The organism is Methylobacterium sp. WSM2598, from assembly GCF_000379105.1.
Taxonomy (GTDB): domain Bacteria; phylum Pseudomonadota; class Alphaproteobacteria; order Rhizobiales; family Beijerinckiaceae; genus Methylobacterium.
Map to the genome: position 1 here is coordinate 2,054,518 of NZ_KB900609.1, position 26,208 is coordinate 2,080,725.

Genomic DNA, 26,208 nt, shown 5'->3' on the forward strand with positions numbered 1-26,208 from the left:
ACGGACGGCGCGATGGCCGGTTCGGGCACAGCCCTACACGTGTTCGGCGTCACCCTGATCGGCGTCACGCCCGAGAACGGACGGCGGCTGCTCCTCACTCTGGCCTTCGTCGCGGTGGTGGTGCTGCTGGGCCGAGGATTGCGTTGGGTCGCTGGTCGGGTCGGCCATCACGTCCGGGACAAGCGCACGGCCTTCTGGCTGCGCCAAGGCGTCCATGTCGCCGTAGCGGCATTCCTGCTGCTGGGCGTTCTCTCGATCTGGTTTGATGATCCGGCGCGCCTCGCCACGGCTCTCGGCTTGGTCACCGCAGGGCTCGCCTTCGCGCTCCAGCAGGTCATCACGGCGGTGGCGGGCTACGTGGTCATTCTGCAGGGCGGGACCTTCAACCTGGGGGACCGGATCGTCATGGGAGGCGTGCGCGGAGACGTGTTGGCACTCTCGTTCATGCAGACAACGATCTTGGAGATGGGCGAGCCCGCCTCGGTTACCTCGGCATCGACTGGCCCATCGTCAACATGGGTGCACTCTCGGCAGTACACCGGGCGGGTGGTTACGGTGTCGAACGCGAAGGTGTTCGACGAGCCGATCTACAACTACACGCGGGAATTCCCGTACATTTGGGAGGAGATGACGGTTCCGATCCGCTACGGCGCCGATCGGCAAAGAGCGGAGGAGATCCTGCTGGAGTCCGTGCACAAGCACGTGGACCGGGTCACCGATCTCGGTGCGGAGGATGCGGCAGAGCTGCAGCGCCGCTACGATCTCCCGAATGCTGGCGTGGAGCCGAGGATCTACCTGCGCCTGACGAACAGCTGGCTCGAAGTCACTGTGCGCTTTCTGACGCGCACGCATGGGGTGAGAGAGCTGAAGAGCGCGATGAGCCGCGAGATCCTGGATCGCTTCGAAGAAGGTGGAATCGGGATTGCGACAACGGCCTATGAACTGGTGGGTGCACCGGTGCTGAGCGTCCGCGCAGAGCCGGGTCGCGGCCCGAGCGCTCGATGAAAGGATTCCGGCTGACCGATTGTGTTCTCTAAGGGGTCAATGGGCGGCAGCTCGATCCAGAGCGTTCGACGCTTTCGGTTGCCTGCGGTCTCTCCGTGCTCGTGCGGCACTTGATGGGGTCGGCTGGGTGCGGGGCGGCTCGGTTGAAACCGCAGCCGACGCGAGGCCGCTGCTGCAAAATCGGCGCCGTCTTCTCCTCCCTCCCTCGGGCGTCGCTCCCGCTCGGGAGTCGGTCCGGCCTCCTGTCCGCGATGTCGGCCCTTACGCGGGCTCGAACGCAGTGCCCTGCCGCGGCATCGCGTGCATGACTGGCGCGAGAAGATCAGGGAGAACGGCCCGGCACGATGGTTCAGGGCGATCTCCCAGCACTCGGCCGCCTCAACCGCATCGGCGGGGCGCAGCACCAGCATGTTGGGAATGGCGCGCAGGGACGCGAGGTAATCCACCGGCCGGTGCGTGGGGCCGTTGCGGCCGATGCCGATGGAATCCTGCGTGAACACGAAGGGCACCGGCAGCCCCATCATGGCGGCGAGGCGAAGGGTCGGGCGCAGGTAGTCGGAGCACACGAGGGAGGTGACGCCCACCGGCACGACGCCGCCGCGGGCCGCCATGCCGTTCATCATCGCGCCCATGGCGTGCTCGCGGATGCCGTAATGGACGTCGCGCCCGCCGTGGTCGGAGGCCGTGAAGACCCTGAGGCTGCGCTTGTGCTGCGTCGCGCCCTCAAGGTCGGGCGCACCCGGGATCAGTTCGGGGATCGCCTCGGAGAGAAGGTCGACGATCTCGCCCGACAGCTTGAAGCCGTGCTGCGCCTCAGGCGAGCCATGCGGGAAATTGAGTGACGCGCGCAGCGTGAAGGCGGCGTATCGCTCGGGTCCAATTCAGGATGGGGCCGAACTGCACCATGGCTGTCCTCCATGCCCCGGCACTAGAGGTTGAGCGGGAGAGCCCTGGCGCTCAACGGGTTGGGTGCTGCCGCATGGCCGGCACGCGGTCAAAGGCTCTGTCGAGATCCTCAAACGACGCCGCTTCCGCTCGCCGGACTCGGATCAGACGCGCTCCTGTTAAGTCACGGCTGGCTGTCAGCCTGCGCGCCATCCATCGAGCCGCATCAGCTTGGCCGCAGCAGGCACTTAGGGTGCGCGAGTTGACCTGGAAGCTGTTCGTCTCCTCGGTTAGAATCGCGCCCCCGAGTTCTCGAAGGGAGGGTTCGCATGGCAGAGACGGACGCTTCATCGGCTCTCAGCCACCCACTCATTGAGAGTGACCGCATTGAGGGAACCCCTGTTCACGCTGCCAGCGGGAAGCGGATCGGAACGATCAAACGTCTCGTAATCGAGAAGATCAGCGGCCATGTCGCTTATGCCGTCACCACATTCGGTGGCTTCCTGGGCGTGGGTTCCGAGACCCATACGATCCCGTGGGAACAGCTGCATTACGACACGGCGCTCGGCGGCTACAAAACGAACATCACGGAGGAGCAGCTGCGCAACGCACCCGAGTTCGCTCGTGGTGACGAGGCTCTCCTGTCGGGGCACCAGAGGGAGCAACTCGCCGAGTTCTACATAAGGTATCCCTTGTAAGTTCGTGTAAGATCGCCTTGCGCTTGATCCTCGTGTGACGCGAGCGTCTCCGCCCGAGGTGGCTCCGACCTGGGCGGCCACGTGGCTGATCGGTCGCCATACACCCGCGCGGAGAGCTCCTCGCAGGCACTTTCGGTATCATGAACGTCAGGCGCCGCTGGGTGGGGCCTGAGCCAGATCAACCCGACTCCGCGCCGTGCGCTCAGCCTTCACCGCTGGTGCGCTCTCCTCGGCGGTTGGGGTCAAGGCGTGCCCCAAAAGGGCCGGTGTCCGGCTCGACCGCGTCGAGCGGTGGCGTCAGGCGGCCTGACACCCGCGATTCGTGACGACTGATTCCACCGCCATTCACGAGCCCTTATTGGACAGCGATTGGACAGGAGAGGATCGCGGGAGAACTCAGTTCTTGAAAAGGTTGGCGCACCCGACACGATTCGAACGTGTGACCTTTGCCTTCGGAGGGCAACGCTCTATCCAGCTGAGCTACGGGTGCTGACCGCGGCACTTCACTAGCGCATGACGCGGGCCGGCGCAACGGCGAAGAGGGACGTGAATCCGCTCAAGGGGATCGGGCGCCGGCTCCTCAGGCAAAGGTCACACGGTCGAGCCGTGTCGGGTGCGCGGGGAGGGGAGGCAGGGGCAGGAAGGGGCCGGCGCTGTGCCTCGGGTGCGGACGGATTGCGCCGCGGTTGAGGCGCGTGCACCGCGGGTGTGCCGCAGTGCTGCCTCCCGGACGCCGTCCCGGGCGACGCCATGGCGCGTGCCCGGATTGATAGTAGCGGGCTTATCGCGGCCCGGCTGACACGCCGTGGAGCTCAAGATGCTCCGCGGCCGGTCTGAGCGGCTGCGCCGGCTCCAGCTCGCCGGCCGAACACGACGCCGGAGGTCAGGCCGGAGCCACCCGGATAGCCGTTGAAGAACACCCCGCCGACGATCTCGCCGCAGGCGTAAAGGCCGGGGATCGGCGCACCGTTCTCGGCGATCACTGCGCCGGCCTCGTCTACCTCCAGGCCGCCGTAGGTGAAGGTGATGCCCCGTCGCCGGATGTGCCTTGAACGGACCCGCCTCGATCCTTTGTGCCTCTCGTGTGCCGGCAAGCCATTGCAGCGAGGGTGCCGGCGCGGCGCGCACCTCATTGTGGGCGGCGAAGATCGAGGGCGGCTTTGGCGATCGGGAGGAGCGGGCACAAGGAAGCGACCGGCGTCCCCGATGCGCAGGATTGGCAGCCGCACGAGCTTCACATCCGCTGCCCAGCAGCTCTCGTCAGGCGTTCCAGCGTCGAGAGTGCGTTGCTCGTGGCCGCAAATTCCGCCGTGTTGTCGAAGATGCACCAGTTCGGAACCCCGTCCCTCGCTTCAGCCGCGAGACGCTCCGCGAGCGCGTCGAGCGCACCCGGCGAATAGGCCGAGTAGTAGATCCGAGGAGACCCGTGCAGCCGATGATAAGCCAAGCCGCGCCAGCCGCCCGGCTCTCTCGCCAGAGGCACTGGTGCCGGATCAACCGCAGCACGGGCAATCAGCAGGTCTGCCAAGAGCGCGTCGACGTCTGGCGCGAACCAGCTTGGATGCCGCGGTTCGCAGACGATGTTTCCCGGAACAGCACGCCTGAGGCGTTGCAGGAAGTCGCTGCTCGTCACCCTCTGGAAGGGAAGGCTCGGCGGCAATTGCAGCAGAAGCGGGCCCAGCTTCGGCCCGAGCCCGGCCACCTCATTAAGGAAGCGCGCGAGCGGTTCGTCGGCGTTCTCCAGCCGCCGCTCGTGCGTGATCGCGCGTGGGACCTTCACTGCAAAGCGGAATCGCTCGGGCACGGCCGCGGCCCACCGCTCGTAAGTTGCGACACGGTGCGGTCGGTAGAACGAGGTGTTGATCTCCACCGCATTGAAGCGATGTGCGTAGCGCTCGAGATGGCTGCCGCATTCCGGAAATTGATCGGTGTAGGCCTTCGGCACGTTCCAGCCCGCTGTCCCGACAGCAGTGACGCTCAGCAATCCCATGTCCTACCAGTCAGCCGTGCTGTCGCGGCGTTCCCCACCCGGTCCCAGTCGACGTCGGTAGATACGCCGTAGGCTGCAGCAGCCAAGAGGCGATGGCACACGTCTAAGGTCGCCGGTGCGATCATATGGCCCGCATCGCGGTCACCGATAATGACCTTGGCCTCGCGTCGTGCAAGGCGCAAGTGAAGCCCGATCATCGCACACAGAACGGCGTCGAGCCTGTCCCGATCGGCCTTCTCCGGACCTGCGGTCCGCGACCGCTCATCCGTTCACTCCGATAGGTCGGCAACCTCGTGGTCGTTGGCGCGATGCCGCACCGGCGCAATTCCCGCATGCCAGCCGCCGAGCGTGGCTGTGCTCCAGTGGACCGGATTGCAGCGCAGCTTGGATGTGCGGTGCACCAGACGGGCTCGTCTGAACCGGGCACAATTAAATCGCGTGTATATCGTCGGGACCCCAGCAAATCACCTACAACGAATTTTTCCATGGTTCGAGTGAGCACTTTACCGGAACCGGTGGGTGTCGTGAGCCGTTGCTCATTGCGGTGCAGCATGAAACCGCATGCTGTCACGGGGCCGCGAGCGCGGTCGTCCGTCCTGCGTCGACATCAAGAGAGCGCACCAACGCGCCGGACAACAGGCGACTAAGATCCTGCAGCTCAACGCCTCGAAAGCACCACCAGAAACTCAGGGCCGAGTGGATTCGCCACCGCTTGAGTTCCGCGTTGATGACATTTGTCCCACCCTGCACGAGGGTAAGCATGACCACCATCAGACAGCTGATTCAAACTAGTCCAGCCAAGGCAAACGAACTCCTTGCGAGGCTCGCAGAGACCTCCGAGAACGCGGTTAAGACGCGAGAGCGCTTGCTTGCTGACCTTAAGTCTGAATTGGAGCTCTCCGCTCAGCTTGAAGAAGAGCATCTTTTTCCTGTCCTTCGTAAGCACAAAGAGACCAGGGAGCTTGTGGCTCAGGCTCTGAACGACAATAAGCAGACCCGCAGGCTGCTGGCTGAGCTTGAACAGACGCCGAAGGGGAGTGAGGAGTTCGCCCCCAAAGTTGCTGAGCTGAGAAAGGTGTTCCAGCAAAGCGTGCGTGATGAGCGGAAGGAGCTGCTCCCGGCAGTTCTGAAGGTGCTCAGCGACGAGGAGGCGCAGACCGTCGCCGGTAAGATCGAGGACGGCAAGGCCGAAGTCGAAGAGGCAAGGCGCGTTGAGGCTGAACAGCGGCGTGCAGAGCAAAGGCGGGAACGTGACCAGGCTGAAGCCGACGAAGCCAGGCGCGTTGAGGCTGAACAGCGGCATGCAGAGCAAAAGCGGGAGCGTGACCAGGCTGAAGCCGAGGAAGCCAGGCGCGTTGAGGCTGAACAGCGCCGCGCCGAGCAAAGGCGGGAACGTGATCGGGCAGAAGAGGTGCTAGCGAGGGAGAAAGAAGCTGCAGACCGCGAGCGGAACTCCAGGGCGGCAGCACGACAGGCCGCGGAGCAAGTCAGGCAAGCGGCCGAGGTCGTCGAGGAGAACTCCCGGACGGTCATCCGGACTGCCGCGGAGGGCGCGCAGCGCATTGCCGCTGCGCCGTTAAGCTCGGGCTCGCTTTTCTGGGATGCTATGTTTGGGATGTGGAGCTTCCCGCAGGGCCGTTCCGTGGCTCGTTCGGCAACTGCCCCAGCGTCCTCGACCCGGCAATCCACCCACGAGGAGGAAGTCATTCCTCTCGCGGAAGAGACGCTGATCGTCGGCAAGCATACGGTGAACAGCGGCACTACCACGGTCCACCGCTACGTCGTGGAGCGCCCGGTTGAGCAGAAGGTGGCGCTCTATGACGAAAGGGTTGTGGTTGAGCGGCGTAGGCCAGCGACCGATGCCGTCACGGGTGAGGCGTTGACTGAACTCACTGTCGAGATGATCGAGACATCTGAACTGCCCATCGTCGGAAAAGGTGTCAAAGTGCGAGAAGAGGTCGTCGTCCGCCGCGAGCGCACCCGGCGCATCGAAACGGTGAGAGACACAGTGCGGCGCGACGAGGTCGAAATCTCGAATACGAAAGAGCGCTCAGCCAACGGGCGATCGAACTTGGCTTACAGTAGCAAGTAATCTGCTGGGCTTTATGGTCTTGGATCGCGGTCAATGACTTGATCGCGATCTTTCTGTTCCTGAGTCCAGAGGTCCGGCGACGCTCTGCACAACAGGCCGACAACCGGAAACAGGGCCGGCTCGGCGACGACCGCACGCTGCTGCGCGAAGACAGCGCCGATGGCGGCCAGAAATCGACGCTGGTCCATGCTGCCTCCCGATCTCGCGCGCGAACGTCCCTCGCTAAGGGTCCGCCTCTGCTGCGCGGGCCACGCCGCCTCGCCGGCCCGGGAGCATCCTCCCGCACATCCGTCGCGTTCCGCCGCACTGGTGCTCTCGCAAGACATCGCACCCAGTCCAGGGGGGAGCAACTCTCCGCCGAAAAACGCGCCGCCGTCGCGATGGCGGCTGCCCCGCCTCGCCGGGGCGATCAGCCCACCATCCTGGCATCCTACCCCGGTGGTCGCCTGTGCTAGGGTCGCGCCATTGTCGAACGGACGAGGGGCTTACCCATGAGGCGGCGCTGTACCGCCCGCGGATTGTGAGACACCGGTTTGAACCCTATGCGGCGAGAGCCGCAGGTGGAAGCTGCGCGGCCCGAATAGCCGCCGGTGAGCGGAAGCCGTGCCGCTCGATCAGCCACGTCTCGTTGTAAGTCTCACGAAATGCCAGCAGGGCTCGGCGGAGATCCTCGACCGTGTCGAAGCGCTTCACCCACAGCAGGTTCTCTTTGAGTGTGCGTATGAAGCGCTCGGCGCAGCCGTTCCCCTCCGGCGCACGCACAAAGGCAGGCGAACTCGCGATGCCCAGGAACGCCAGTTCTTTCTGGAAGTCGTCCGACATGTACTGACTGCCGTGGTCGTGCCGAACACTCAAGCCGGAGGCGCTCTTGGCCGCGAAGCTGCCGAAGCGCTGCCGCACACCCTGGCGGATCGGCTCCAGCGCCTCGAAGCGCGTGGCCCGCCGCGCTGCATGCAGGCCCACGCACTCGGCCGAGCAGTGGTCGATGGCCACGAACACCGCGGCCTGGCCCTCGCCAGTCCAGATGGTGGTCAGATCGGTGCCCCAGAGCGTGTCCACCGCGTCCGGGATGATGGTGCCGTCGTGGGTGCGCGGGCCGCGCGGCGCGCCGACGCGAGACGGGGCGAGCAGATCATGCTCGCGCATCAGGCGCAGGACGCGGCGCTTGGAGGTGCGCACGCCCGTGTGGCGCAGCCGCGCCCAGACCTTGCGGTGACCCTCGCCGTGGAAGGGGCTGCCGGTGAGGGTGGCGCGGATCGCCTCCAGCAGTGCCGCATCCGGCATCGGCCCGACCGGGCCAGGACGCCGCGCCGGTTCGGACCGAGCAGGAGAGAGGTGGCGGTGAACGGTGGCGCGCGACACGCCCCAGATCCGGCACACGCGGACCAGCCCGTAAGCTGTGCCGCTGGACGGCGAGACGGCCCGGCTCATCGCCGCGACCTCCTGCGGGCCAAAGGGCCGGGGCCGCGCGCCTCCAGGGCGGCGATCTTGGCCTCCAGCAGTTCACGCTCCAACAGCATCTCGCCGAGCTTGGCCTTCAACCGCCCGCTCTCCAGGGCTTCGGGCTCGGTGGGCCGGGTCGCCAGGCTCGCCTCGCCCGCGGCCAGAAAGGCGTCGCGCCAGCCCGACAGGGTCGCGGCGGTCACGCCCAGGCCACGCGAGACGTTCTCCAGGTCCTCGCCGCGCAGCAGTCGAAGCACCGCATCACGCTTGCGCTGCCGGGACATGCGCCCGCCTCGGCCAGGACCAGCCGCCTCTGCACCTGCCTTCACGTCTGTCGTCATCGTTCTCACCCCTGCCGCGGAGACCGTCCGCTTCTGGGGTGTCTCAAGCAACCGGGAGGCGGAGGAGCGCGATCTAATCGCAGGTCTCGGTCCCACGTCGCTCCTCGCCTTCTGCGGCCAGCCGGCCCTCGCACAGCCGCGTGGCCCTCCGGCGGTGATCGGGTGTCTGGTGACCGGCTCCGTGGCGTCACACGGACATTACGTCCGCACGTTTCAGAAAGGACTGCGAGACCTGGGTTACTCCGATGGGCGGGACTTCGCGCTTCAGTCGCGCTGGAGCGACGGCCGATTGGAGCGGCTCCCCGCGCTCACCGACGAACTCGCCAAGCTCGATCTCGACGTCGCTGTGACGGCGACGGTCGTAGCCGCGCGGGCCTGCACGGAGGCGATGCCGAGCATCCCAGTCGTCTCGGCGACGCTGGTGGATCCGATCGGATCAGGTCTGGCTCGAAGCCTGGCGCGTCCGGGCGGCAACGTGACGGGTATCACCCTCGTCAGCTTCGGAACGCTACTCGGTAAGCAAGTCGAGTTTGCACGCGAACTGATTCCAGGCGCCGCAACTGTCGGGATCCTGGTCAATACTCGGAATTCCGCTAGCCGTTTTCAGAAGAACGGTGCCGAGGAAGCGGCCTCCTCGTTGCGCATCGAACTAAAATCAGTCGAGGTCGGTGTGCCCGAGGATATCGGCAGTGCTATGAATATTCTGACCGATCAGCGTTGCGATTTCGTGCTAATCCCGACAGACGCCATGTTCATCACCGAGCGCCACCGCGTTGCCGCGGCCGCCTCGGCGGCCAGAATGCCAATCGTGTCCGGCTTTCGCGAGCTGATCGAGGTGGGTGGGCTTCTTAGCTACGGGACCGACATCAACGAGAACTGGCGCCGTGCCTCCTATTTCGTGGATCGCATTCTGAAAGGCGCGACGCCGGCCGATCTTCCGATCGAACAGCCCACGCGTTACGAACTCGCCCTCAACCTAAGGACAGCTCACACTCTGGGCCTGAAGGTCAATACGACATTGATCGCGCTCGCCGATCAGGTGATCGAGTAATTACACCACAGACGCGGCAAGGTCGATGCTCTCGGGCGCGGGTCCTTCATAGGCGGCGCTGCGAGCGGGACAGCCAGCGCTCGCCATCGACTTCGCCGGGGAGACCGTCGCCGGTCGAGTAGTTCAGCTCCGGGCCCGCTTGCCCGCCGCCGGTGGCGGCCCGCGCCCATTTCCGGGCGGCCTTCAAGGCGCGCGCGCGGCTCTACCAGCAGCCTTAACGTGATCCGGCCGCGAACGGATTGCGCCGCGGCGTCGGCTGGTGTGCCGCTCACGCGCCACTCCTGCGGAGCCTGAGCGGCTGCCTGTCAGATTCGATCAGGGGTGTCGCGCGCCGGGCTTGTCAAACGCGCCAGCAACGGGTCGTCTCCGACGCGGACCGGGACAATCCGGCGAGGGTCGAGAGGGAGGATCCAGGATGCCGACGCGCCGAACGCTCGTCAGCCAAGCGGGGGCTGCGGTGCTCGCCATCCCACTCGCGTCCCGACGCGTGCGGGCCCAAGCGGCCTCCTCGCGCATGAGCATGGGCTCACCCATGCCGCAGGCCCATCCCGCCACCACCTGTCTCGTCGAGGCGCTCGACGCCATCCGGGCCGACAGCGACGGCCGGATCGACATCACGCTCTACCCCGACAGCCAGCTCGGGAGCGAGCTGAGCATGCAGTCGCAGCTGCGCTCGGGTGCCCTCGCGTTCACCCTCACGTCGGTGAGTTCGCTGCAGACGTTGGCGCCGCTCGCCGGCATCCCGGGCGTGGCCTACGCGTTTTCCGGCTACGAGCCGCTCTGGGCGGCCCTCGATGGAGGGCCACTCAGCGAGCGCATCCGGGACGCGCTCGGCAGGTTCGGCCTGCGGGCGTTCCGGGTCGTCGACAACGGCTTTCGCGACGTGATCACGAGCGTCCGGCCGATCACCCAAGTGGCCGACCTGCAGGGTCTGAAGATCCGGGTGCCGCCGAGCCCGCTGCTGACCTCCTTGTTCAAGGCGCTCGGCGCCTCGCCCACGACGATCAATCTCGCCGAGACCTACGCCGCCCTGCAGACGCGGGTGGCGGATGGGATGGAGAACTCGCTGCCCCAGATCGAGGCGACGAAGGTCTACGAGGTGCAGAAATACCTCTCGCGGACCGGCCACAGCTGGGACGGGTTGTGGATCCTGGCCCACGGCAGGACCTGGGACGCGCTGCCTCGTGACGCGCAAGATCTGATCAGCCGCCATTTCGATGCTGCGGTGGAGAAGCAGCGGCAGGTGTTCGCGCGCATGGATGCCGAGGGGGAGACGCGGCTGAGGGCCAAGGGTCTCGCCATCAACACGCCGGACCGAGAGATGTTTCGCGCGGCCCTGATCTCCGCGGGCTACTACGGTGAGTGGAAGGCGAAATTTGGCGCGGATGCCTGGGGGGCGCTGGAGCGCTACACGGGCCCACTCGGGACATGATGCGAAGGGGGCGGGTCCCGGAGGTCGGCGCGCAGGTGACGAGGCTGGTGCCCGCCCCGGGTGCGAACGGATCGCGCTGCGCTGGAAGTGCGTGCAGGCTGCGCCCTATCTGCGCCATCTGCGGCCCCGCCGAGCCGGGGACACCGGCGTGCCTGGGCTCAGACCAACGTCGCGCAGCAGGGCCTCGACGACCGCCGCGGGCACCTCCACGTGTTCGACGGCAGGCAGGCTCCGCGCCAGGATGTCGTCCGCGTAGAGTGACGCCGCCAGCGAGGCGCGGAGCGGCAGGCGGGCGCCGCGGGCGGCAGCTTCCTTGCAGAACGCGATCAGATCCTCCTGGGGCTCGACGATGATGCCGAAGCCGGCATGGAACGGCCCGGTATCGAACAGCCGCATGCCGATCACCATGTCCTCGGGCGCGGAAGCCTCCAAGCTCTCGTCAAGGAGCCAGAGCCGGCGTCCTCCAGCGAGCAGGTCCTCGAGCCAGACGCCGGCATGCTCGTGCCAGTCCGCAACCCGGAAGATCGACACGAATGCCGCGCCCATCCTGCGGGCGACGTCCTGCTCCGGCGGGTCGAGGGTGGCAAGGCGACCGCGCATGAAGCCGTCGAACACGCGCCGCCCGCGCTGGTTGGGCTCAAATAGGGCTACGTCGCAAAGCATGTTGAAGATCATCTCGTCCTCGAGCTGCGCCTCGTCTACGAGGTTGAGCTGCTTCGCGGCCCGGTTGAAATCGGCCTTCTTGCAGTGCGAGACTGCCTGAGCGAGGACGGCCTGGATTGATGCTCGGATCGGTCGATACTGCGTGAGAATAGCGTCCCGCGTTGTCGGCGCGCGCTCACCGGTCATGGTCCGTCCTCCGTGCCGGTCTGGAGTTGGGTCGCATGAGCAGCATCCGCGAGCTGTTTCAGGGACGGTGGCGCATCACCGAGTCGGGCACCTGGGACAACGACTATCTCGACCTCGTCGAGCCGGCCTTCATCGCGTTCGAACATGGCGGCACGGGCGAGTTCCGCTTCGGGGTCGTCGTCGCGAGCCTCGATTGCTCCTACAGCCAAACGGATGTGGGCTTCCGTTTTCACGGCTCGGACGAGGGGGACGAGGTCTGGGGCAACGGCTGGGCGGAGTTCAACGGGCCCGATACCATCGACGGCGAGATCGCCTTCTGGAACGGCGACGAGACTACCTTCAAGGCCCGTCGCTGGCCATCGTCGTGAACACGCCTGGCTTTTCGAAAAAGGCGAAACCTGGCACCTCGGCCACGCTCGGCTGGTCACCGTCGCATGATTGCGTTTAGCCAAACCTCGTCTGATCGGCCTGGGCGAACGTCGGGCGACACCCAGACCTCGATGAGCTCGAGTGACGTGGCCGGTAGGAACTCGGCTCGAAGGCGCGCTTCGGTCATGTCCGTGAAGCGCCGACCATCCTTCTCGCGCTCGGTCTCGCCATGCTTGAAAGAGGCATATAGCACTCCACCATCGGTCAGGGCCTGTTCTAGGCGCTGAGCGATACGGGGCAGGTGATCACGAGGGGCATGCAGAAGGGATGCGCTCGCCCAGATACCATTGAAGCGAGCAGTCCAATGGATCTGCTCGAAGGTCATCAGCCGGATCGGTAGGCCCGTGAAGCTGCTTGCAAGACGAACCATCTCAGGCGAGGCGTCGAATGCCTCGACCTCATAGCCAAGCTTTGCAAAAGCCTTGGCGTCACGCCCCGAGCCACACCCAGCATCGAGGATCCGCCCACGCGCCGGCACATGCGCCAGGAAGCGCGCCCGCGGCACGCCCATGTCGGCACACACTGTATCCGCGAAGAACGCGTCTGCATGCCGATCGTAGAACTCAATCGACATTGAACATTGCCCTGCCACGCTGCTCTGGCTCCCAATCGTGCACCCGTAGCTGTTTGGCACACGCGTAGGTCCGCTGGAGAAAGTGTTTGCGCTCTAGTCGCGTCTGTCCTGTCTGTATCATTATAGTTTCCCGAAGAGGATGATGACTCTGGATGAGATATTCGTTTCGCGCGTGAAGTCGCTGGAGGAGTCGTATCGAGGGAATTTGATCGAACTTCCCCGCCGGTCCTCGGTTGCAGGCAACACATGCCAGGACGAGATTCCAGACGCCATCGATGGCGATATTCAGTAGCTGCGGCTTCAAAACATGGGGAAAGACGTGGTCCACGTCGGCAAGTTCTGGATCACCCGACATGACCGAGATCGGTGCATAGCAATTGCGTATTCCGACGAAGCCGGCCGGGGGTTCCAAGTTGAAGCCGGCCGTCATTCCGAGGCGAAGCCGGCCACCGTTCCGATCTGAAGCCGACCGGCGACGGGGCGCTCCCGCGGGTCTGGGGTGAAGATCACGAGGTCGGATCGGCGGGTCAAGCGGCGGGCTCGGTCGCCTTGCGTTTGCGCAGGCTCTCGCCGGCGAGTTCGATGCGGTGGGCATTGTGCAGCAGCCGGTCGAGGACGGCATCGGCGAGCGTGGGGATGCCGATGATCTCGTACCAGCGATCCACCGGCACCTGGCTGGTGATCAGGGTCGAGCCGGCATCGTAGCGGTCCTCGACGATCTCGAGGAGGTCGCGAGCCTGTTCGGGCAGGAGCGGCTCGGGCCCCCAATCGTCGAGGATCAGCAGGTTCACCTTGGCGATCTGGCGCAGCAACCGGCCGTAGCGGCCATCGCCGCGGGCGAGGGCCAGCGCGGTGAACAGGCGCGGGACCCGGTAGTACACGACCGAGAGGTCGTCCCGGCAGGCCTTGTGCCCCAGCGCGCAGGCCAGCCAGCTCTTGCCCACGCCACATGGGCCGGTGATCACGAGGTTGCGCCGGGTCCGGATCCAGTCGCTGGTGGCGAGCTTGAGGAACAGCGCCCGGTCCAGGCCGCGATGGCTGCGGTAGTCGACGTCCTCGATGCTGGCGGGATGGCGCAGCCGCGCGGCGCGAGCGCGGGTCTCGAAGCGCTTCTGTCGCCGAGCCGTGGCCTCGTGGTCGAGGAGCAGTCCGAGCCACTCGGCATGGCCGAGGGCGCGGGCTTCCGGGTTAGCGTCGAGCGCCTTGAAGCCCGAGGCCATGCCTCTCAGGCCGAGCTCGTGCAGGAGATCGAGGGGGGGATGGCTAAGCATCGTCGTCTCCGTCAGTGGAAGTAGCGCGGGCCGCGCAGGTTGGGGTGGAGCATCACCGGGACGGCCTCGGCAGGCGGGGCTGCGCGATCGAGGCCCTTGGCCAGGATTGCGGCGATGCTGGTGTAGGTGAGCGCCCCGACGGCCACGGCCCGGGCCGAGGCGGCCTCCGCCCGGCTCGGATCGAGCCCGCGATAGAGGCGCAGGAGACCCAAGCAGGTACGGAAGCCCTGCTCGGGATGAGGCCGGTCGTGGAGGATGGCGATCACCAGCCCCTCCGTCTCCGGCCCAATGCTCCGCGCCCAGCGCCGGAAGCGCTCGGGACTCCACTCGGCGTAGCGGCGATGGGCGGCTGGCATGTGGTCGGGATTGGTGCCGTGGCCGCCGGCCGCCGGTGTAGCGGCGTTCGTGGGCGGCGACGCGCTGACCGCGATGGAACACCTCGACGGTGCGCGCCGTAAGGCGCACGTCGACCTGCTCGCGGATCAGGGCGTGGGGCACCGAGTACAGGAAGCCGCCCCCCTCGACGTGGTAGTCGAGGTTGACCCGGGCCAGCCGCCATTCGGCGAAGCTGTAGTCCTCCGCCGGCAGGGGCCGGAGCGCCGCGCGCTCGATCGCCTCGAACAGGGCGCGGCGCGTGGTGCCGAGCCGGCGCATCAGGGGGGCGTTGATGCGCTCCACCATCGCGGCGATGGCGGCATTGCACTCGGCCAGCGAGAAGAACGTCTGCTGGCGCAGCCGTCCCAGGATGTAGCTCTGGGCGAAGCGAACCCCGGCCTCGACCTTGGCCTTGTCGCGCGGCTTACGAGGCCGCGCCGGCAGGACGCCGACGCCGTAATGCTCGGCCATCATCCCGTAGGAGCGGGTTGAGTTCGGGGATCGTAGAACGAGGCCTTGTGCACCCCGCTCTTGAGGTTGTCGGGCACGACGAGGCGGGGGACACCGCCGAGGAAGCGGAACAGGCGGACATGCGCGCCGATCCAGTCGGGCAGCGTCTGGGTCCAGGTCGCCTCGGCGTAGGTCAGGCTCGACGCGCCGAGCACCGCCACGAAGATCTCGGCCTCGCGTACGATGCCGGTGGTGGAGTCGACGATCCCGACCTTCTTGCCGGAGTAGTCGACGAAGACCTTGTCACCGGCGGCATGATGCTGGCGCATCACCGGGGTGAGCCGGCGCTCGAACTCGCGATAGAGATCGCAGAACCGGGAGTAGCCGTAGCCCTCCGGATGGGCCTCCCGGTACTCTTCCCAGAGCACCGTGAGGTTGACCCCGGGCCGGCGCATCTCCCTGACCAGCGAGGGCCAGTTCGGCTCGGGCAGTCGCCGCATGCCCCCTGCTTCACCCCAGCCCGGGCGAACAGGCGCTGTTCCAGCACCGCGTCGCTGACCCCGGGGCCAAGCGGCCAGGTTAGGCCGGCGGCGGTTGCCCGGGCGAGGTTGTCCTGCACGGTCGAGCGGGCCACGCCCAGCGTTCGTCCGATCTCGCGCGAACTCACCCCATCGTGGGCGAGCCGCAGCATCTGTTTGATTTGTCGCATGGTCAGCTGTCTCCTGGCCGGCATCCCGCTCTCCTCGTGCTCGAGGACTGGGATGCCGCGGTTGCTGACCCGCGGGGATGCGCCGTGGCCGATGCCGGCTACCGAGTGGCCGGCTTCATCTCGGAACGCTGGCCGACATCAAATCGGAACGCTGGCCGGCTTCGCCTCGGAACCGGTGGCCGACTTCAATCGGAATCCGCACATAGCAATAGAAGCAGTGTCCTTTCTGATAGCCGTTCAATGCGTGCCGGCATGACGTCACGCTCACACGTCTGCGGTTGCGATCTACAACCAGATCGGTCGTCACTTGGTCGAAAGCGATGACAGAGCGCGTTAGGCCAAGCTCCCAAGCGGTCTCGACCAAACACCAGCGAGCATCGGTTTCACGTTGGAGCCCCTGTGGTGAATGCTCGTTCACCAGCGTAGAAAACGCGTCAGTGAGTCGAAGGCCCTTTGATTCTTTTCGCTCGTCAACAAAGAAGCGGCTCGGAAGCTCACGAATCGCTAGATTATGAAACGCGTCAATGACATTATTGAAGCCGAGGCGAATCGTGGCAGCCCTGAGTTGTTCCTCACTCGAGCTGCCATCGTTGAACCTTCGGCACTCATCCAGGAAACGGCTCGATGAGCTTGTTGCCTGTTTAGGTGTATTCTTGAGATGGCGACACAAGGCTTGTGCGTAGGGCAAGGCCAAATCCTCAAGGAGGACTAACTCGCTGCTTGGAGCCAGCTCAAGCAGCGCCTCGGCCAGCGCGAATTTGTAAGAAGCGGTATTGCGTCCAAACAGGATGACCGCCCGCCATTGGTTAGCAAATGATGGCTCGACATCAAGGAAATGATCACTCATAGGGGTGCCACGAGAAAGGAGGCCAGCAGGCTGTCGTCAATCGTTGAAATCGAACAGCTAGGAACATTGCTAATGGATCTTGTTTCGCTGCACTGGCGGTTGCTGGCCGGCTTTGATGTGCAGTGACCACGCTGCATGTTGCCGGGACCTTATTCCGGTCGCGTGATCACACCCGTATAGTCCTTTGAATGCTTAGACATTAGAGCTGAAGACCTCGAGCCATCGCTCAGTCGGCTGCGCGCCGGAGACCGCCCATTTGCGGTCCACGATGAAGAACGGCACGCCGGTGACGTGCATCTCGGCGGCCTGTTGCTCGACGTGCTCCACGGACTGCCCGAGTTGCTCGCTGTTGAGTGCCTCGACAACGGGGGCCTGATCGAGGCCTGCCGCTACCCCGACGTTGAGGAGCTCATCGGGGTCGCCAACGTCTCGGCCTTGTTCAAAGTAGGCGCGGAACAGGGCGTCTACCACCGCTCCCGCTCGTCCGCGCTGCGTGGCGAACGCGATCAGCATGTGGGCACGTCGCGTGTTCGGGGTCCGGTGCATCCGCTCGAAGGCGAAGTTGATGCCCTCCTGCAGTCCAAGCTCCGCCATCTGCGCGTCGAGCTGCGCGCTGCGCTCGGCCCCGAACTTCCGGGCGCGGTAGAGGGCGCGCTCCATGCCCTCGACCGGCATGTCCGGGTTCAGCTCGAACGGCAGCCACTCGACTGCGCTGGTCTCGCGCAGCCCGAGCTGATCGAGGGCGCGTTCGAGCCGGCGCTTGCCGAGGTAGCACCACGGGCAGATCACGTCGGAGAACACGGAGATCGTCAACGGCATGGGCGTGCTCCTGCTCGACGAGGACATGGCCGATCCTGCGCTTGGAGACCAGTCTCACCTTCCCTGCAGTGTGGGCCCTGCGCAGCATGGGCTGGGAGCGTCGCTGGACGGCTTGGCGGTGTCGAGAGCTGGGTGAGTAGCTGCCGCTGGAAACGCTCGCCTGTGCCCTTCCCAGCCACATGGTCGTGCTGGTCCATCTCCGCGACCGGGCTGTCGGTGCTCCCTCCGCCCTGGATTGGCTCGATCCACCTTCGGGCCGCGCACTGCCGGGGCCCCGTGCTGGTGATCTCCTGGTCGGTGTATGACGGTGGACACGCAGGGCAGCGAGATCGCCATTATCTTGAACGAGGGCGAGCTCCTACTGGGCCACGCCGACGCGGACGGGTCGGTCATCCACCTTAAGAACCAGGCGCGCCGGGCGATCCTGCTCAACCAGGACGCCGCGCCCGCCTAGCTTCTGACAGCGATGCTTGTCCACGACGTCGAGTAGCGCGAGCCCTGGCCCGGCGAGCGGGTTCACGATCAGGAGGATGGGTTCGGCGGGAACGGCGTGAGCCTCCGCGTAGGTCTAGTTCATGCATGACGACCGCGACTTCCGCGTAGCCGAGCATCCGCATCTCGGTGGGCGGAGTGCGGGGCAGGGGCATCGAGCTGGTCAGGGGTGGAGCTAGCGATCGCGAAGGATGGTCATCGGGGCCTGCCCGACCGGCCCCACGATCTGGATGCCCCGTAGAATGGCCAGGGACCGTCGCTGAGCGGCTTGGCGGTATCAAGAGCTGGTGAGTAGCTGGCGCGAAGAGCGCCCGCCAGTGGGCTTCCTGGCGGCTTGGCGCTTTGGGGCCGAGAATTTGCGTTTCTCATGTGAAGCGCCGATGGCCGATCGCTATAGCGAAAATGTGCCGACGAGTTCGTGCGGCTGCCCCAGACCTGGAAGGACCCCGACAGATGACCGCATCATCTGAACGCACCCCCATGCGCGCCATCGGCGAGCTCGACCCGACCATCATGGAGGAGCGCGCCCAGCTCCTCCTGCAGGCCGCCGCCTACATGACCCCTGCCTGCTGGCAGGCTGAGCGCGACGTCGCTCAGACCAAGTGGTTCGACTACCGCTTCCTCTCCCCCGTCGAAGCCACGCTCAAGTTCGTGGAGGAGTATCAGAGGGCCTACCGCATACAGTGGAGCCGGAACTTCGAAACCGCTGTTGCGGCCGACAAGCGTGGCATCGCGTCCGGCGAGCTCTGGCACGATCGGCAGGAGTTCAGCACGTTCTGGAACGCGCGCGTCCACGCTGACACGCTCGGGATGGGCTACTTCATCTACTGCTACACGAACATGGAGACGGCGGTCCGGCGGGCCAAGCAGACGCGCCTGCTGCGGCCGGGGCAGATGCGCACCGCCGATTGCATCAAGGCGGTGAAGGAGCGCTGGGAGGAGGAGCTGGTCGGCGCGCGCTGGCTCTCCGAACTGCCGCACTACCGCACCGAGAACTTCTGCGGGCTGCCGGACCAGCTCGCGCACCAGCAGCACGTCGCACGCACGACCCGCAAGAGGTCGAGCCCGGTGCTCGCCTTGGGTGCGTCCATCGACATGATGCGGGTGCTGCCGGCCCACGTGGCCGAGGAGTTCTTCGGCGAGGAGCACGTGACCATGGCTCGGGAGCGGGCAATTGGGGGCCCGGACCCGGTCGAGCACGTGCCGGACGAGCAGCTCATCCCGTCGTGCTTCGGGCTCCCGGCGCCCCTGGAGGTGAACGCTGGCCCGTGTCTTAAGTGCCCGCTCGCCGCGCAGTGTGTGAGGGAGTCGGAGCGCACGTGCGCCGCGGTCGTGGCACGGTATGGCTCCGATGATCCCCATCGTGCGCACGTCCGGGAGCTGGGTAGGGAACGCGTCCGCAGGTTCCGGGAGAAGCAGCGGCTCGCACGGGTCGGGGCTGGTGAGGAGGCCGGGAACCTGGACGAGGCAGCGTAAGCTACGGGAGGGGCCGGAACCTGATCCGGATCCTCATAGACTCTGGCAGGCGGCCTCCGGCGGGAGCCGGAGGGTGTCTCGGAGGCAGGTGTAACGCTCTCCATATGGTAGAAACACTTCAAGAGAGTATTCAATAGAAGGAGAGCGTTACACCCTTCCAAGCTTCAGGATGGGAGGCACCGGCTCCGGATAACGGCGTCTCGAAGCTGAAGAAGCTCTGGGCATGAAAGAGGGTCTCGAAGCTTAGTGAGGCTCCGGCTAGGGGTGCGCCTATGTCGATGCTTCGTGCTTAACACCGAGGTGTCCGGCTCCTCCGGAGGCGTGCGTCCGCTACGAGGGACGAGACACCCCGGTGCGGCACGCTCGACCTCCATGAGCTTCCGGGTGATCCTCCTACCCAAGCCGGCTTGCGAGATCCGCGGCCCGGAGGTGGGTGTAGCGCTGGAGCATGCGCAGCTCCCGGTGCCCCGAGATCGTCGCGACCTCGGCAACGTTGAAGCCCTTCTCGAACAGGCGTGACACCGCCTCGTGCCGCAGATCGTGCAGGTGCAGATCCTCGAGCCCTACGCGGCGCGTCAGGCGCTCCCAGGCGAGCCTCACGGCGTTCGGGGCTGCGGTGAACACCATCTCGCTCTCGCCCGTCCTGAGGGCTCTGAGCGTCTCCACGGCCCGGGTCGAGAGCGGGACGTCCCGGCTCGTGCCGTTTTTCGTCATCGGGAGGTGCGCGACTCGCTGCTCGAGGTCGACGTGCTCCCAGCGCAGGGACAACAACTCGCCGCGCCTCATGCCGGTCTCGATCGCAAGCACGATCAGCGGGCGCAGGTAGCGCACCCGCCCGGCGTCCGCGGCGGCGAGCAGGATCTGCTCCTCGTTGCCCTCCAGGCGGCGCGTGCGGCCCCGGGGCAGGGCAGGGCGGCGGACGAGCTTGGCCGGGTTCTGGGCGAGGTGGATGCCCCACTCGCGACGAGCCGTATCGATCGCGTGCGAGATGGTGTTCAACTCCCGGATTACGGTCGCGGGCGCCACCTTCTTGAGCCGCTCGTCGCGGTAGCTGGCGAGATCCGCGGTCGAGAGCAGTGCCAGCGTGCGGTGGCATATCGGCCGGCGCAGGATGGCGTTGATGCGCGCGACCTCCGAGACCGAGCTGCGCTTCGTGGGCGAGATCTCGTCGCGGTAGCGGGTGAGGATCGCGGTCAGCGTCGTGCTCTCTGCGACGCGAGTGTCGGGGAGGGCGCCACAGCGGTCGAGCTCGGCTTCGAGAGTGCGGGCCCAGCGCTCGGCGTCGCTCTTGCTGTCGAAGCTCTTGGAGCGGGGTTGCATACCCTTGCGCCTGACGGATGCTTGCCAGCGGCCCCGGAGCTTTCTGATCGTCGCCATCGCGTTCCTGGTGTCCCTCGTGAGCGCTGCACTGAAGGACGCCGCCGGAGGGCCTGCAAGGAGAGGTCCGGGTCGCGTGACGTCGTCGAGGGTATGGTCGAGGCGGAGGCATGTCTCGCTGCGCCGGACCGGATGAGGTTCGGCACGATCAACGAAGGCGAGATGGACGTGCAGGCTCGACAAGGACTAGGTCCGGCGGCAGGCGAACACGCACGAGGTCGGCCGCCGCCTCGCCCCATATGAACATCGTTCACGGTTTTCTGTCAGCGAACATCGAGGGCGGCGCTCTCCGGCCCACCGTCTTACCCGAAGGGGACATTCAGCTCAAACCTATTCGCATTCAGCTTCCGGCCGGACACGGAGGGGACATTGAGGGGACAAGTAGGGGACATTTGAACCCGGCAGCGGATTGTTCGCATCCGTTCGTAACGGACACGGAGGGGACATCGCGCACTCAGGTTGTCCCCTGCCTGTTCATCGTTCTGGCGCAGAAGGACGCGTGCCGGTTACTCAGGGTCTGGCAGGGCAGCCCACCCTGGCGCGGCTCCGTGCTGATCGGTGAGGGCTCAGATTGCGGCATGTTGCTCTTGCAGGAGCCGGGAAAGGGAACGTGAAGGTCCACGACCATTCCTTGAAGTCCAGGACTACCCCCGGGAGGTCGAGCATGTCGTGGGAGATCGAGGCCTGGCAGGAGGTGCCGGAACAGGGTCACAGGCGCAGGTTCGCACGGCTCATTCGCATGCGCCGTGCGGCTGGTTACAGAAACCTTGTGAGCACAATCAACAAGCAGATACGTTGACGCCTAGTCGAGTTTAAGCTGTTTGATTCTCTTGACGAAGCTATGAAAATCTCTGATGATTTCGATCGTTTCTAGCATTTCTGGCGCCCCCGAGTTAAAATTTTCCTCTTCCGTGGATGATATAACTTTGCTTTTCCGCATAATTTCCTCAGACGCCTTCAGGGATGTGTTTAATAGCTTAATTATTAATTCAGCATTTCCCAATTGCGACAGCATTATCTCCTTTGCCACTTTAATTTTACTGTTGAATTCTGATACTATATTATCATCCAGCGCTTCGAATGTTTTAAATTTATCGATAATAGAGACTAAATTCCGTTCCGTTTCGATCGCCTTTTCCATGATAGTGCCAGGTCGACGTGAAACAGCAGTGTTAATGCCCGCCTCTCTTCTCCATCTATATATAGTTCCAATAGGTGTTCCGAATTCTAAAGACAATTTGCGCGGCGTTGATCCTTCCTTCAGCTTCTTTATAACTTCACGACGACTTCCAGAATCCCAAATTCCAGATGCAAGCTTCATGTATATTCTCGCATTTCTTGATTGGGGTGAGTGTCAGTGCCCACTGCCATCTTAATCCCGGAGCGTGTTGTAAGTTCCGCTGGCACGCCAAAATCGATTCCCATTCGATAAGTCATTATTTACTGATCCGACACGAGCTGAGAGCTCTCGGTTCCGGGCGCCGCGTTGGTATTCAACGAAACCAGTAATGACGTCTATCCGTTTGCGCGGAGAACACTACCGCCCGCGCTGCTCCGTCCCGTGTGCTACACCTCACTGATGAGTGGCTAGGGCGGGGCTCGTCCGATCGGAAGCTGTGCCGGGCGGCTGGGGGTTAATAGGGCAAGGAGGAGGCGATGCCGACAACCTTGTCCGTTGATCTGCGCCAGCGCGTGGCGTTCGCCGTGTCAGCCGGAGCGGCCTGCCGGCAAGCTGCCGAGCGTTTTGGGGTGAGCCGGGCCAGCGCCAGCCGCTGGTCGCAGCAGAAGGAGCCCGTGGGGCACGTCGCGCCCAAGCCGGGGGGCGGCGACTAGCGCTCCCGTTACATCGAGGCTCATGCCGATCTCATCCTGCAGACCTACCAGGCTCGCCCGCAGATCATGCTGCGCGAGTTGCGCGAGGCACTTCAGGAGCACGGCGTTGCGGTCAGCCCCACCAGTCTGTCGCGCTTCTTCGCCCGGCACCGGATCACGCGCAAAAAGGGGCGCTGCACGCAGCTGAGCAGGATCGAGACGATGTAAGAGTGGCGCGCGAGGCTTGGTCTGAGGGCCAACTCGACCTCGACCCGGACCGCTTCGTGTTCCTGGACGAGACGGCTGCCAACACCAGCATGGTCCGCCGCTATGGCTGGGCACCGCGCGGCGAGCGCTGCCGGATCGCGGCACCGGCCGGGGAATGGAAGACCACCACCGTCATCGCCGGGCTGAGGACGACCGGGCCCGAGGCGATCGCGCTGCTGGACGGGCCTGTGACGGGTGAGCGCTTCCGCGCCTACGTGACTGAGACGCTGGTCCCGACCCTGAGGCCGGGCGACACGCTCATCCTGGACCACCTCGGCGTCCACAAGGTGGCGGGGGTGCGCGAGGCGATTGAGGCAGCCGGAGCCCGGCTCTTGGATCTCCCACCCTACTCGCCTGAGTTCAACCCGATTGAACAGGCCCTCGCAAAGCTCAAAGCGCTCCTGCGCAGCGCGGCGGCCCGCACCGTCAGCGATCTCTGGGCGGCGATCCGCCGAACTTTCACGCACTTCTCACCCGAAGAGTGTCGCAATTACTTAACGGGAGGCGGGCATGAGGACGATGCTTATGCTTCAACATGATCGGGCGCCGCTCTAGAAGGTCGCGCTGACTGCCGCGAAGGGCGTCTATCTGCTGACGTGCCCGAGAACCAAGGAGGTCTACGTCGGCTCGGCTACCGGCGCCGGGGGCTTCCTCGGTCGGTGGGAGGACTATGCGCGCACCGGGCGCGGCGGGAACGTGCGCCTGAGGGCGCGCGACCCCTCGGACTACCAGGTCTCCGTGCTTCAGGTCGCCGGGTCTGACACCACGGACGAGGAGATCCTCGGGATGGAGAGCCTCTGGAAGCGCAAGCTCCAGAGCCAGGAGATGGGCTTGAACGCGAACTAGATGATGTAACGGGCGCGCCGAACACCGGAGCGCTTGAGGTTGGGTGGTCGTCCCTCAGAATGATGGTGTCCGAAGTCAACGGCGTCAGGTTTGGGCCTGCGCCAAGCATCATCGAGGAACGACCATGAAGCAGTATGCCGGGATCGACGTGTCTCTGGAAGCCTCATACGTCTGTGTCGTCGATGCTGAGGGGAAGATCGTCCGCGAAGCGAAGGTGCTGAGTGAGCCTGACGCCCTGATCAGCTGGTTCGCCGAGCATCCCGTGGCCATGGAGCGGATCGGATTGGAAGCCGGGCCGCTGTCGCAGTGGCTCTACGCGTCCATGAGCAGGGCCGGCTTGGCGGTGGAGTTGCTGGAGACCCGCCACGTGCGCGCAGCCTTCAAGACCATGCCGGTGAAGACCGACAAGAAGGACGCCCGCGGCATCGCTCAGCTGATGCGGCTGGGTTGGTTCCGCCCGGTGCACTGCAAGTCGGTCCCGGCGCAGGAGGTCCGTGCGATGCTGACGGCGCGCAAGCTGGTGCAGGGCAAGCTGCACGATATGGAGATGAGCCTGCGCGGGATCCTGCGGGGTTTCGGGCTGAAGGTCGGCGCCACGACGCCGAAGACCTATCCGGCCCGGATACGGACACTGGTCGACGGCCATCCCGCTCTGGAGATGATCGCGACCGCGCTGCTGAAGGCGCGAGAGGTGCTCGCTGAGGAGCTCCGCGGTTTTGAGCGTCGGGTGCGGGCTATGGCGCGCCAGGACGAGAGGGCGCATCGCTTGATGACAACACCCGGCGTGGGCGTCGTGGTGGCGCTGACCTTCGTGGCGGCGGTGGACGATCCGCAGCGGTTTCGCTCATCACGAGCGGTTGGACCCCACTTTGGCCTGACGCCCAAGAAGTATCAGTCCGGCGAGACGGACTACACGGGGCGGATCTCCAAGGTCGGCGACGCTGGAGTGCGCACCGCCCTCTATGAGGCGGCCAATGTCATCCTGATGCGGCCGGTGAAGGGATCCGACCTGAAGACCTGGGCCTTGAGCGTCGCCAAGCGTGCAGGTCTGCGCAAGGCCAAGGTCGCCCTCGCACGCAAGCTCGCGGTCGTGCTGCACCGGATGCTGCGCGACCAGACCTCTTTCGTCACTCACAAAGCTGCGCCTCTGGCCGCCGCTTAGACCAGGAGAGACGACACACTCTTCGGGTGGGCTCATCACCATCAGCCCCCCCGAGGCCGAGTCCCTTCGCCGGGACGATGGATCCGGTCAGGCCGTTCAGTGCACAGCAGCGCCGACGAGGTGACTGCGCGACCCTAGATAGGCCAACCGATCCTCAGCAGACATCATCAAGCAGCAGCCCTGCGCTGACTGCGGACAGAAGCAAGCCTCCGGCGAAGAGATGACGCTCAGAAGGGATTGACACCAATGCCCGTTACAGAAGTGCTCTGACGCATACGGAGGATTCACAACGGGCGTGAGCCGTGCGAGTCTGAGGCATGGCTCAGACTGTCTGTGTGATCCCGAGTGCCGCCGACCTGACGTGCCTGTCCGCCATCGTCGCCGATCGGGCGCGGCCCCTCAAGCACATCCAGCGCGCCCGCATCGTCCTGCTCTCAGCCGAGCGCCTCCCCGTCCTGGACGTCGCCCAGCAGGCGGGGGTCAGCCGGCCCGCCGTCTGGCGCTGGCAGCAGCGCTACGCCGAGGAGGGGGTCGAGGGTCTGCTGCGCGATAAGACCCGCCCGCCCGGCAAGCCGCCCCATTCCGCCGGCACCGTGGCCGAGGTGCTTGCCCTCACCTGTTCCGAGCCGCCCGGCGAGGTCACCCATTGGACCGGTCGCGCCCTGGCACAAGCCGTCGGGATCTCGTTGCGCTCCGTCCAGCGCATCTGGGACGCGCATCGCCTGCAGCCGCATCGGGTGCGCAGCTTCAAGCGCTCGAACGATCCTGCCTTCGCCGAGAAGGTCGAGGACATCGTGGGCCTCTACATGGACCCGCCGCGCCACGCTGTGGTGCTGTCGCTGGACGAGAAGAGCCAGATCCAGGCCCTGGAGCGCACCCGCCCGAGCCGAGGCGTGAGGCCGGGACGCCCCGAGACCCAGACCCACGACTACGTCCGGCACGGCACCACGGCACTGTTTGCGGCGCTCAACGTCCTGGACGGCACCGTGATCGGCCGCTGCATGCAGCGTCACCGCCACGACGAGTTCCTGCGCTTCCTCAACACCATCGAGGCAGCAGTGCCGGCCGGCAAGCTGATCCACGTGATCTTGGACAACTATGCCACCCACAAGCACCCGAAGGTGCGGGCCTGGCTGGCTCGTCATCCACGCTGGACCTTCCACTTCACTCCGACCTCGGCTTCGTGGATGAACGCGGTCGAAGGCTTCTTCTCGGCTCTGACCCGGCGCAGGCTGAAGCGGGGCAGCTTCAGCGGGATCGTGGACCTTCAGGCCGCGATCAACCGCTCCATCGCCGAGCACAATGATAAGCCCAAGCCCTTTGTCTGGACCAAGCCAGCCACTGCCATCCTCGATGCCATCAACGGCAACGCTGCACCATCCGAATGAGTCACTGCACTTCTGTAACGGGCATTGGTGTCAATCCCTTCTGAGCGTCATCTCTTCGCCGGAGGCTTGCTTCTGTCCGCAGTCAGCGCAGGGCTGCTGCTTGATGATGTCTGCTGAGGATCGGTTGG

General features: G+C 65.3%; 22 protein-coding genes, 1 tRNA gene and 3 pseudogenes. 12 read left to right on the forward strand and 14 right to left on the reverse strand.

All coding sequences use genetic code 11. The features are described 5' to 3' along the window. Positions 1-12 precede the first annotated feature (12 nt). A complete protein-coding gene (locus tag MET2598_RS0109615; protein ID WP_018260678.1) occupies positions 13-1,005 on the forward strand; it encodes a mechanosensitive ion channel family protein in 993 nt (330 codons plus the stop codon). On the opposite strand, the gene MET2598_RS38915 is transcribed toward MET2598_RS0109615, so the two are convergent. Next, complete coding sequence (locus MET2598_RS38915) at positions 936-1,886, reverse strand: hypothetical protein (RefSeq protein WP_084673805.1); 951 nt, start codon at positions 1,884-1,886, stop codon at positions 936-938. The two genes, MET2598_RS0109615 and MET2598_RS38915, sit on opposite strands and share 70 nt — an antisense overlap. A gap of 333 nt (positions 1,887-2,219) precedes the next feature. Between MET2598_RS38915 and MET2598_RS0109630 the strand changes: the two genes are divergently transcribed. Further along, entirely contained in the window at positions 2,220-2,588 is a 369-nt protein-coding gene (locus MET2598_RS0109630; protein ID WP_012332651.1) for a PRC-barrel domain-containing protein, read from the forward strand. A 413-nt stretch (positions 2,589-3,001) separates the two neighbouring features. Here the strand turns inward: MET2598_RS0109630 and MET2598_RS0109635 are convergent. The 3 genes and pseudogenes from MET2598_RS0109635 to MET2598_RS0109640 all read right to left on the reverse strand — a co-directional run bounded on the left by MET2598_RS0109635 (position 3,002) and on the right by MET2598_RS0109640 (position 4,578). Continuing rightward, a tRNA-Arg gene (locus MET2598_RS0109635) sits at positions 3,002-3,078 on the reverse strand. Positions 3,079-3,400: 322 nt separating this feature from the next. After that, positions 3,401-3,665: pseudogene (locus tag MET2598_RS40905) on the reverse strand (FAD-binding protein); the annotation flags it as partial. Positions 3,666-3,822: 157 nt separating this feature from the next. After that, entirely contained in the window at positions 3,823-4,578 is a 756-nt protein-coding gene (locus MET2598_RS0109640; protein ID WP_018260680.1) for a DUF72 domain-containing protein, read from the reverse strand. Positions 4,579-5,338: 760 nt separating this feature from the next. Here MET2598_RS0109640 and MET2598_RS0109645 point away from each other — a divergent pair. Then, positions 5,339-6,670 carry a DUF2382 domain-containing protein gene (locus MET2598_RS0109645; RefSeq protein WP_018260681.1) on the forward strand — a complete coding sequence of 444 codons (1,332 nt, stop codon included), beginning with the start codon at positions 5,339-5,341 and terminating at the stop codon, positions 6,668-6,670. An 11-nt stretch (positions 6,671-6,681) separates the two neighbouring features. Here the strand turns inward: MET2598_RS0109645 and MET2598_RS40910 are convergent, their stop codons facing one another. Together MET2598_RS40910 and MET2598_RS0109650 are read right to left on the reverse strand one after the other, a co-directional pair. Next, complete coding sequence (locus MET2598_RS40910) at positions 6,682-6,858, reverse strand: hypothetical protein (RefSeq protein ID WP_157182116.1); 177 nt, start codon at positions 6,856-6,858, stop codon at positions 6,682-6,684. Between the two features lie 352 nt (positions 6,859-7,210). Continuing rightward, positions 7,211-8,454, reverse strand: a protein-coding gene (locus tag MET2598_RS0109650; protein ID WP_085984585.1) for an IS3 family transposase whose coding sequence is annotated in 2 segments (ribosomal slippage) — positions 7,211-8,130 and positions 8,130-8,454 — 1,245 coding nt in all. Because the reading frame shifts where the segments join, the coding sequence is not laid out codon by codon here. 169 nt (positions 8,455-8,623) lie between these two features. On the opposite strand from MET2598_RS0109650, the gene MET2598_RS0109660 reads away from it, so the two are divergent. Both MET2598_RS0109660 and MET2598_RS0109665 read left to right on the forward strand, forming a co-directional pair. Further along, on the forward strand, positions 8,624-9,505 hold the full coding sequence (locus MET2598_RS0109660) for an ABC transporter substrate-binding protein (protein ID WP_157182117.1): 882 nt from the start codon (positions 8,624-8,626) through the stop codon (positions 9,503-9,505). 415 nt (positions 9,506-9,920) lie between these two features. Continuing rightward, a complete protein-coding gene (locus MET2598_RS0109665; protein WP_026190623.1) occupies positions 9,921-10,937 on the forward strand; it encodes a TRAP transporter substrate-binding protein in 1,017 nt (338 codons plus the stop codon). A gap of 105 nt (positions 10,938-11,042) precedes the next feature. Here MET2598_RS0109665 and MET2598_RS36230 read toward each other — a convergent pair whose 3' ends face one another. Beyond that, positions 11,043-11,786: a hypothetical protein gene (locus MET2598_RS36230; protein ID WP_018260684.1), complete on the reverse strand. Its 744-nt coding sequence runs from the start codon at positions 11,784-11,786 to the stop codon at positions 11,043-11,045. Between the two features lie 35 nt (positions 11,787-11,821). Here MET2598_RS36230 and MET2598_RS0109675 point away from each other — a divergent pair, with 35 nt between their 5' ends. Further along, on the forward strand, positions 11,822-12,154 hold the full coding sequence (locus MET2598_RS0109675; RefSeq protein ID WP_018260685.1) for a hypothetical protein: 333 nt from the start codon (positions 11,822-11,824) through the stop codon (positions 12,152-12,154). Between the two features lie 56 nt (positions 12,155-12,210). Here the strand turns inward: MET2598_RS0109675 and MET2598_RS0109680 are convergent, their stop codons facing one another. The 5 genes and pseudogenes from MET2598_RS0109680 to MET2598_RS0109705 form a co-directional block, all read right to left on the reverse strand. Then, the gene (locus MET2598_RS0109680) at positions 12,211-12,789 is read right to left on the reverse strand and encodes a class I SAM-dependent methyltransferase (RefSeq protein ID WP_018260686.1); all 579 of its coding nucleotides are present in this window, start codon (positions 12,787-12,789) and stop codon (positions 12,211-12,213) included. A 527-nt stretch (positions 12,790-13,316) separates the two neighbouring features. Further along, positions 13,317-14,060 (reverse strand): IS21-like element helper ATPase IstB, encoded by a 744-nt coding sequence (gene istB / locus MET2598_RS0109685; RefSeq protein WP_018260687.1) that lies wholly within the window; start codon positions 14,058-14,060, stop codon positions 13,317-13,319. A gap of 11 nt (positions 14,061-14,071) precedes the next feature. Beyond that, positions 14,072-15,594, reverse strand: a pseudogene (gene istA / locus MET2598_RS36235) (IS21 family transposase). A gap of 115 nt (positions 15,595-15,709) precedes the next feature. Beyond that, complete coding sequence (locus MET2598_RS40915; protein WP_157182118.1) at positions 15,710-16,441, reverse strand: hypothetical protein; 732 nt, start codon at positions 16,439-16,441, stop codon at positions 15,710-15,712. Positions 16,442-16,633: 192 nt separating this feature from the next. Continuing rightward, the gene (locus MET2598_RS0109705) at positions 16,634-17,260 is read right to left on the reverse strand and encodes a DsbA family oxidoreductase (RefSeq protein WP_020493644.1); all 627 of its coding nucleotides are present in this window, start codon (positions 17,258-17,260) and stop codon (positions 16,634-16,636) included. Between the two features lie 301 nt (positions 17,261-17,561). Between MET2598_RS0109705 and MET2598_RS40920 the strand changes: the two genes are divergently transcribed. Together MET2598_RS40920 and MET2598_RS0109720 are read left to right on the forward strand one after the other, a co-directional pair. After that, positions 17,562-17,714 (forward strand): hypothetical protein, encoded by a 153-nt coding sequence (locus MET2598_RS40920; RefSeq protein WP_018260690.1) that lies wholly within the window; start codon positions 17,562-17,564, stop codon positions 17,712-17,714. Between the two features lie 491 nt (positions 17,715-18,205). After that, complete coding sequence (locus MET2598_RS0109720) at positions 18,206-19,228, forward strand: hypothetical protein (protein ID WP_157182119.1); 1,023 nt, start codon at positions 18,206-18,208, stop codon at positions 19,226-19,228. Between the two features lie 393 nt (positions 19,229-19,621). On the opposite strand, the gene MET2598_RS0109725 is transcribed toward MET2598_RS0109720, so the two are convergent. Then, entirely contained in the window at positions 19,622-20,548 is a 927-nt protein-coding gene (locus MET2598_RS0109725) for a site-specific integrase (RefSeq protein ID WP_018260692.1), read from the reverse strand. Between the two features lie 859 nt (positions 20,549-21,407). Continuing rightward, a complete protein-coding gene (locus tag MET2598_RS40925) occupies positions 21,408-21,926 on the reverse strand; it encodes a hypothetical protein (protein WP_157182120.1) in 519 nt (172 codons plus the stop codon). Positions 21,927-22,261: 335 nt separating this feature from the next. Between MET2598_RS40925 and MET2598_RS38930 the strand changes: the two are divergent. From MET2598_RS38930 to MET2598_RS0109750, 4 genes and pseudogenes are all read left to right on the forward strand, one after another. Beyond that, positions 22,262-23,223 (forward strand): annotated as a pseudogene (locus MET2598_RS38930) (IS630 family transposase). A 49-nt stretch (positions 23,224-23,272) separates the two neighbouring features. Further along, entirely contained in the window at positions 23,273-23,530 is a 258-nt protein-coding gene (locus tag MET2598_RS38935) for a hypothetical protein (RefSeq protein WP_269083041.1), read from the forward strand. Between the two features lie 124 nt (positions 23,531-23,654). Next, complete coding sequence (locus MET2598_RS0109745; RefSeq protein ID WP_018260697.1) at positions 23,655-24,692, forward strand: IS110 family transposase; 1,038 nt, start codon at positions 23,655-23,657, stop codon at positions 24,690-24,692. Positions 24,693-25,009: 317 nt separating this feature from the next. Then, a complete protein-coding gene (locus tag MET2598_RS0109750) occupies positions 25,010-26,080 on the forward strand; it encodes an IS630 family transposase (protein WP_026190627.1) in 1,071 nt (356 codons plus the stop codon). Positions 26,081-26,208 lie beyond the last annotated feature (128 nt).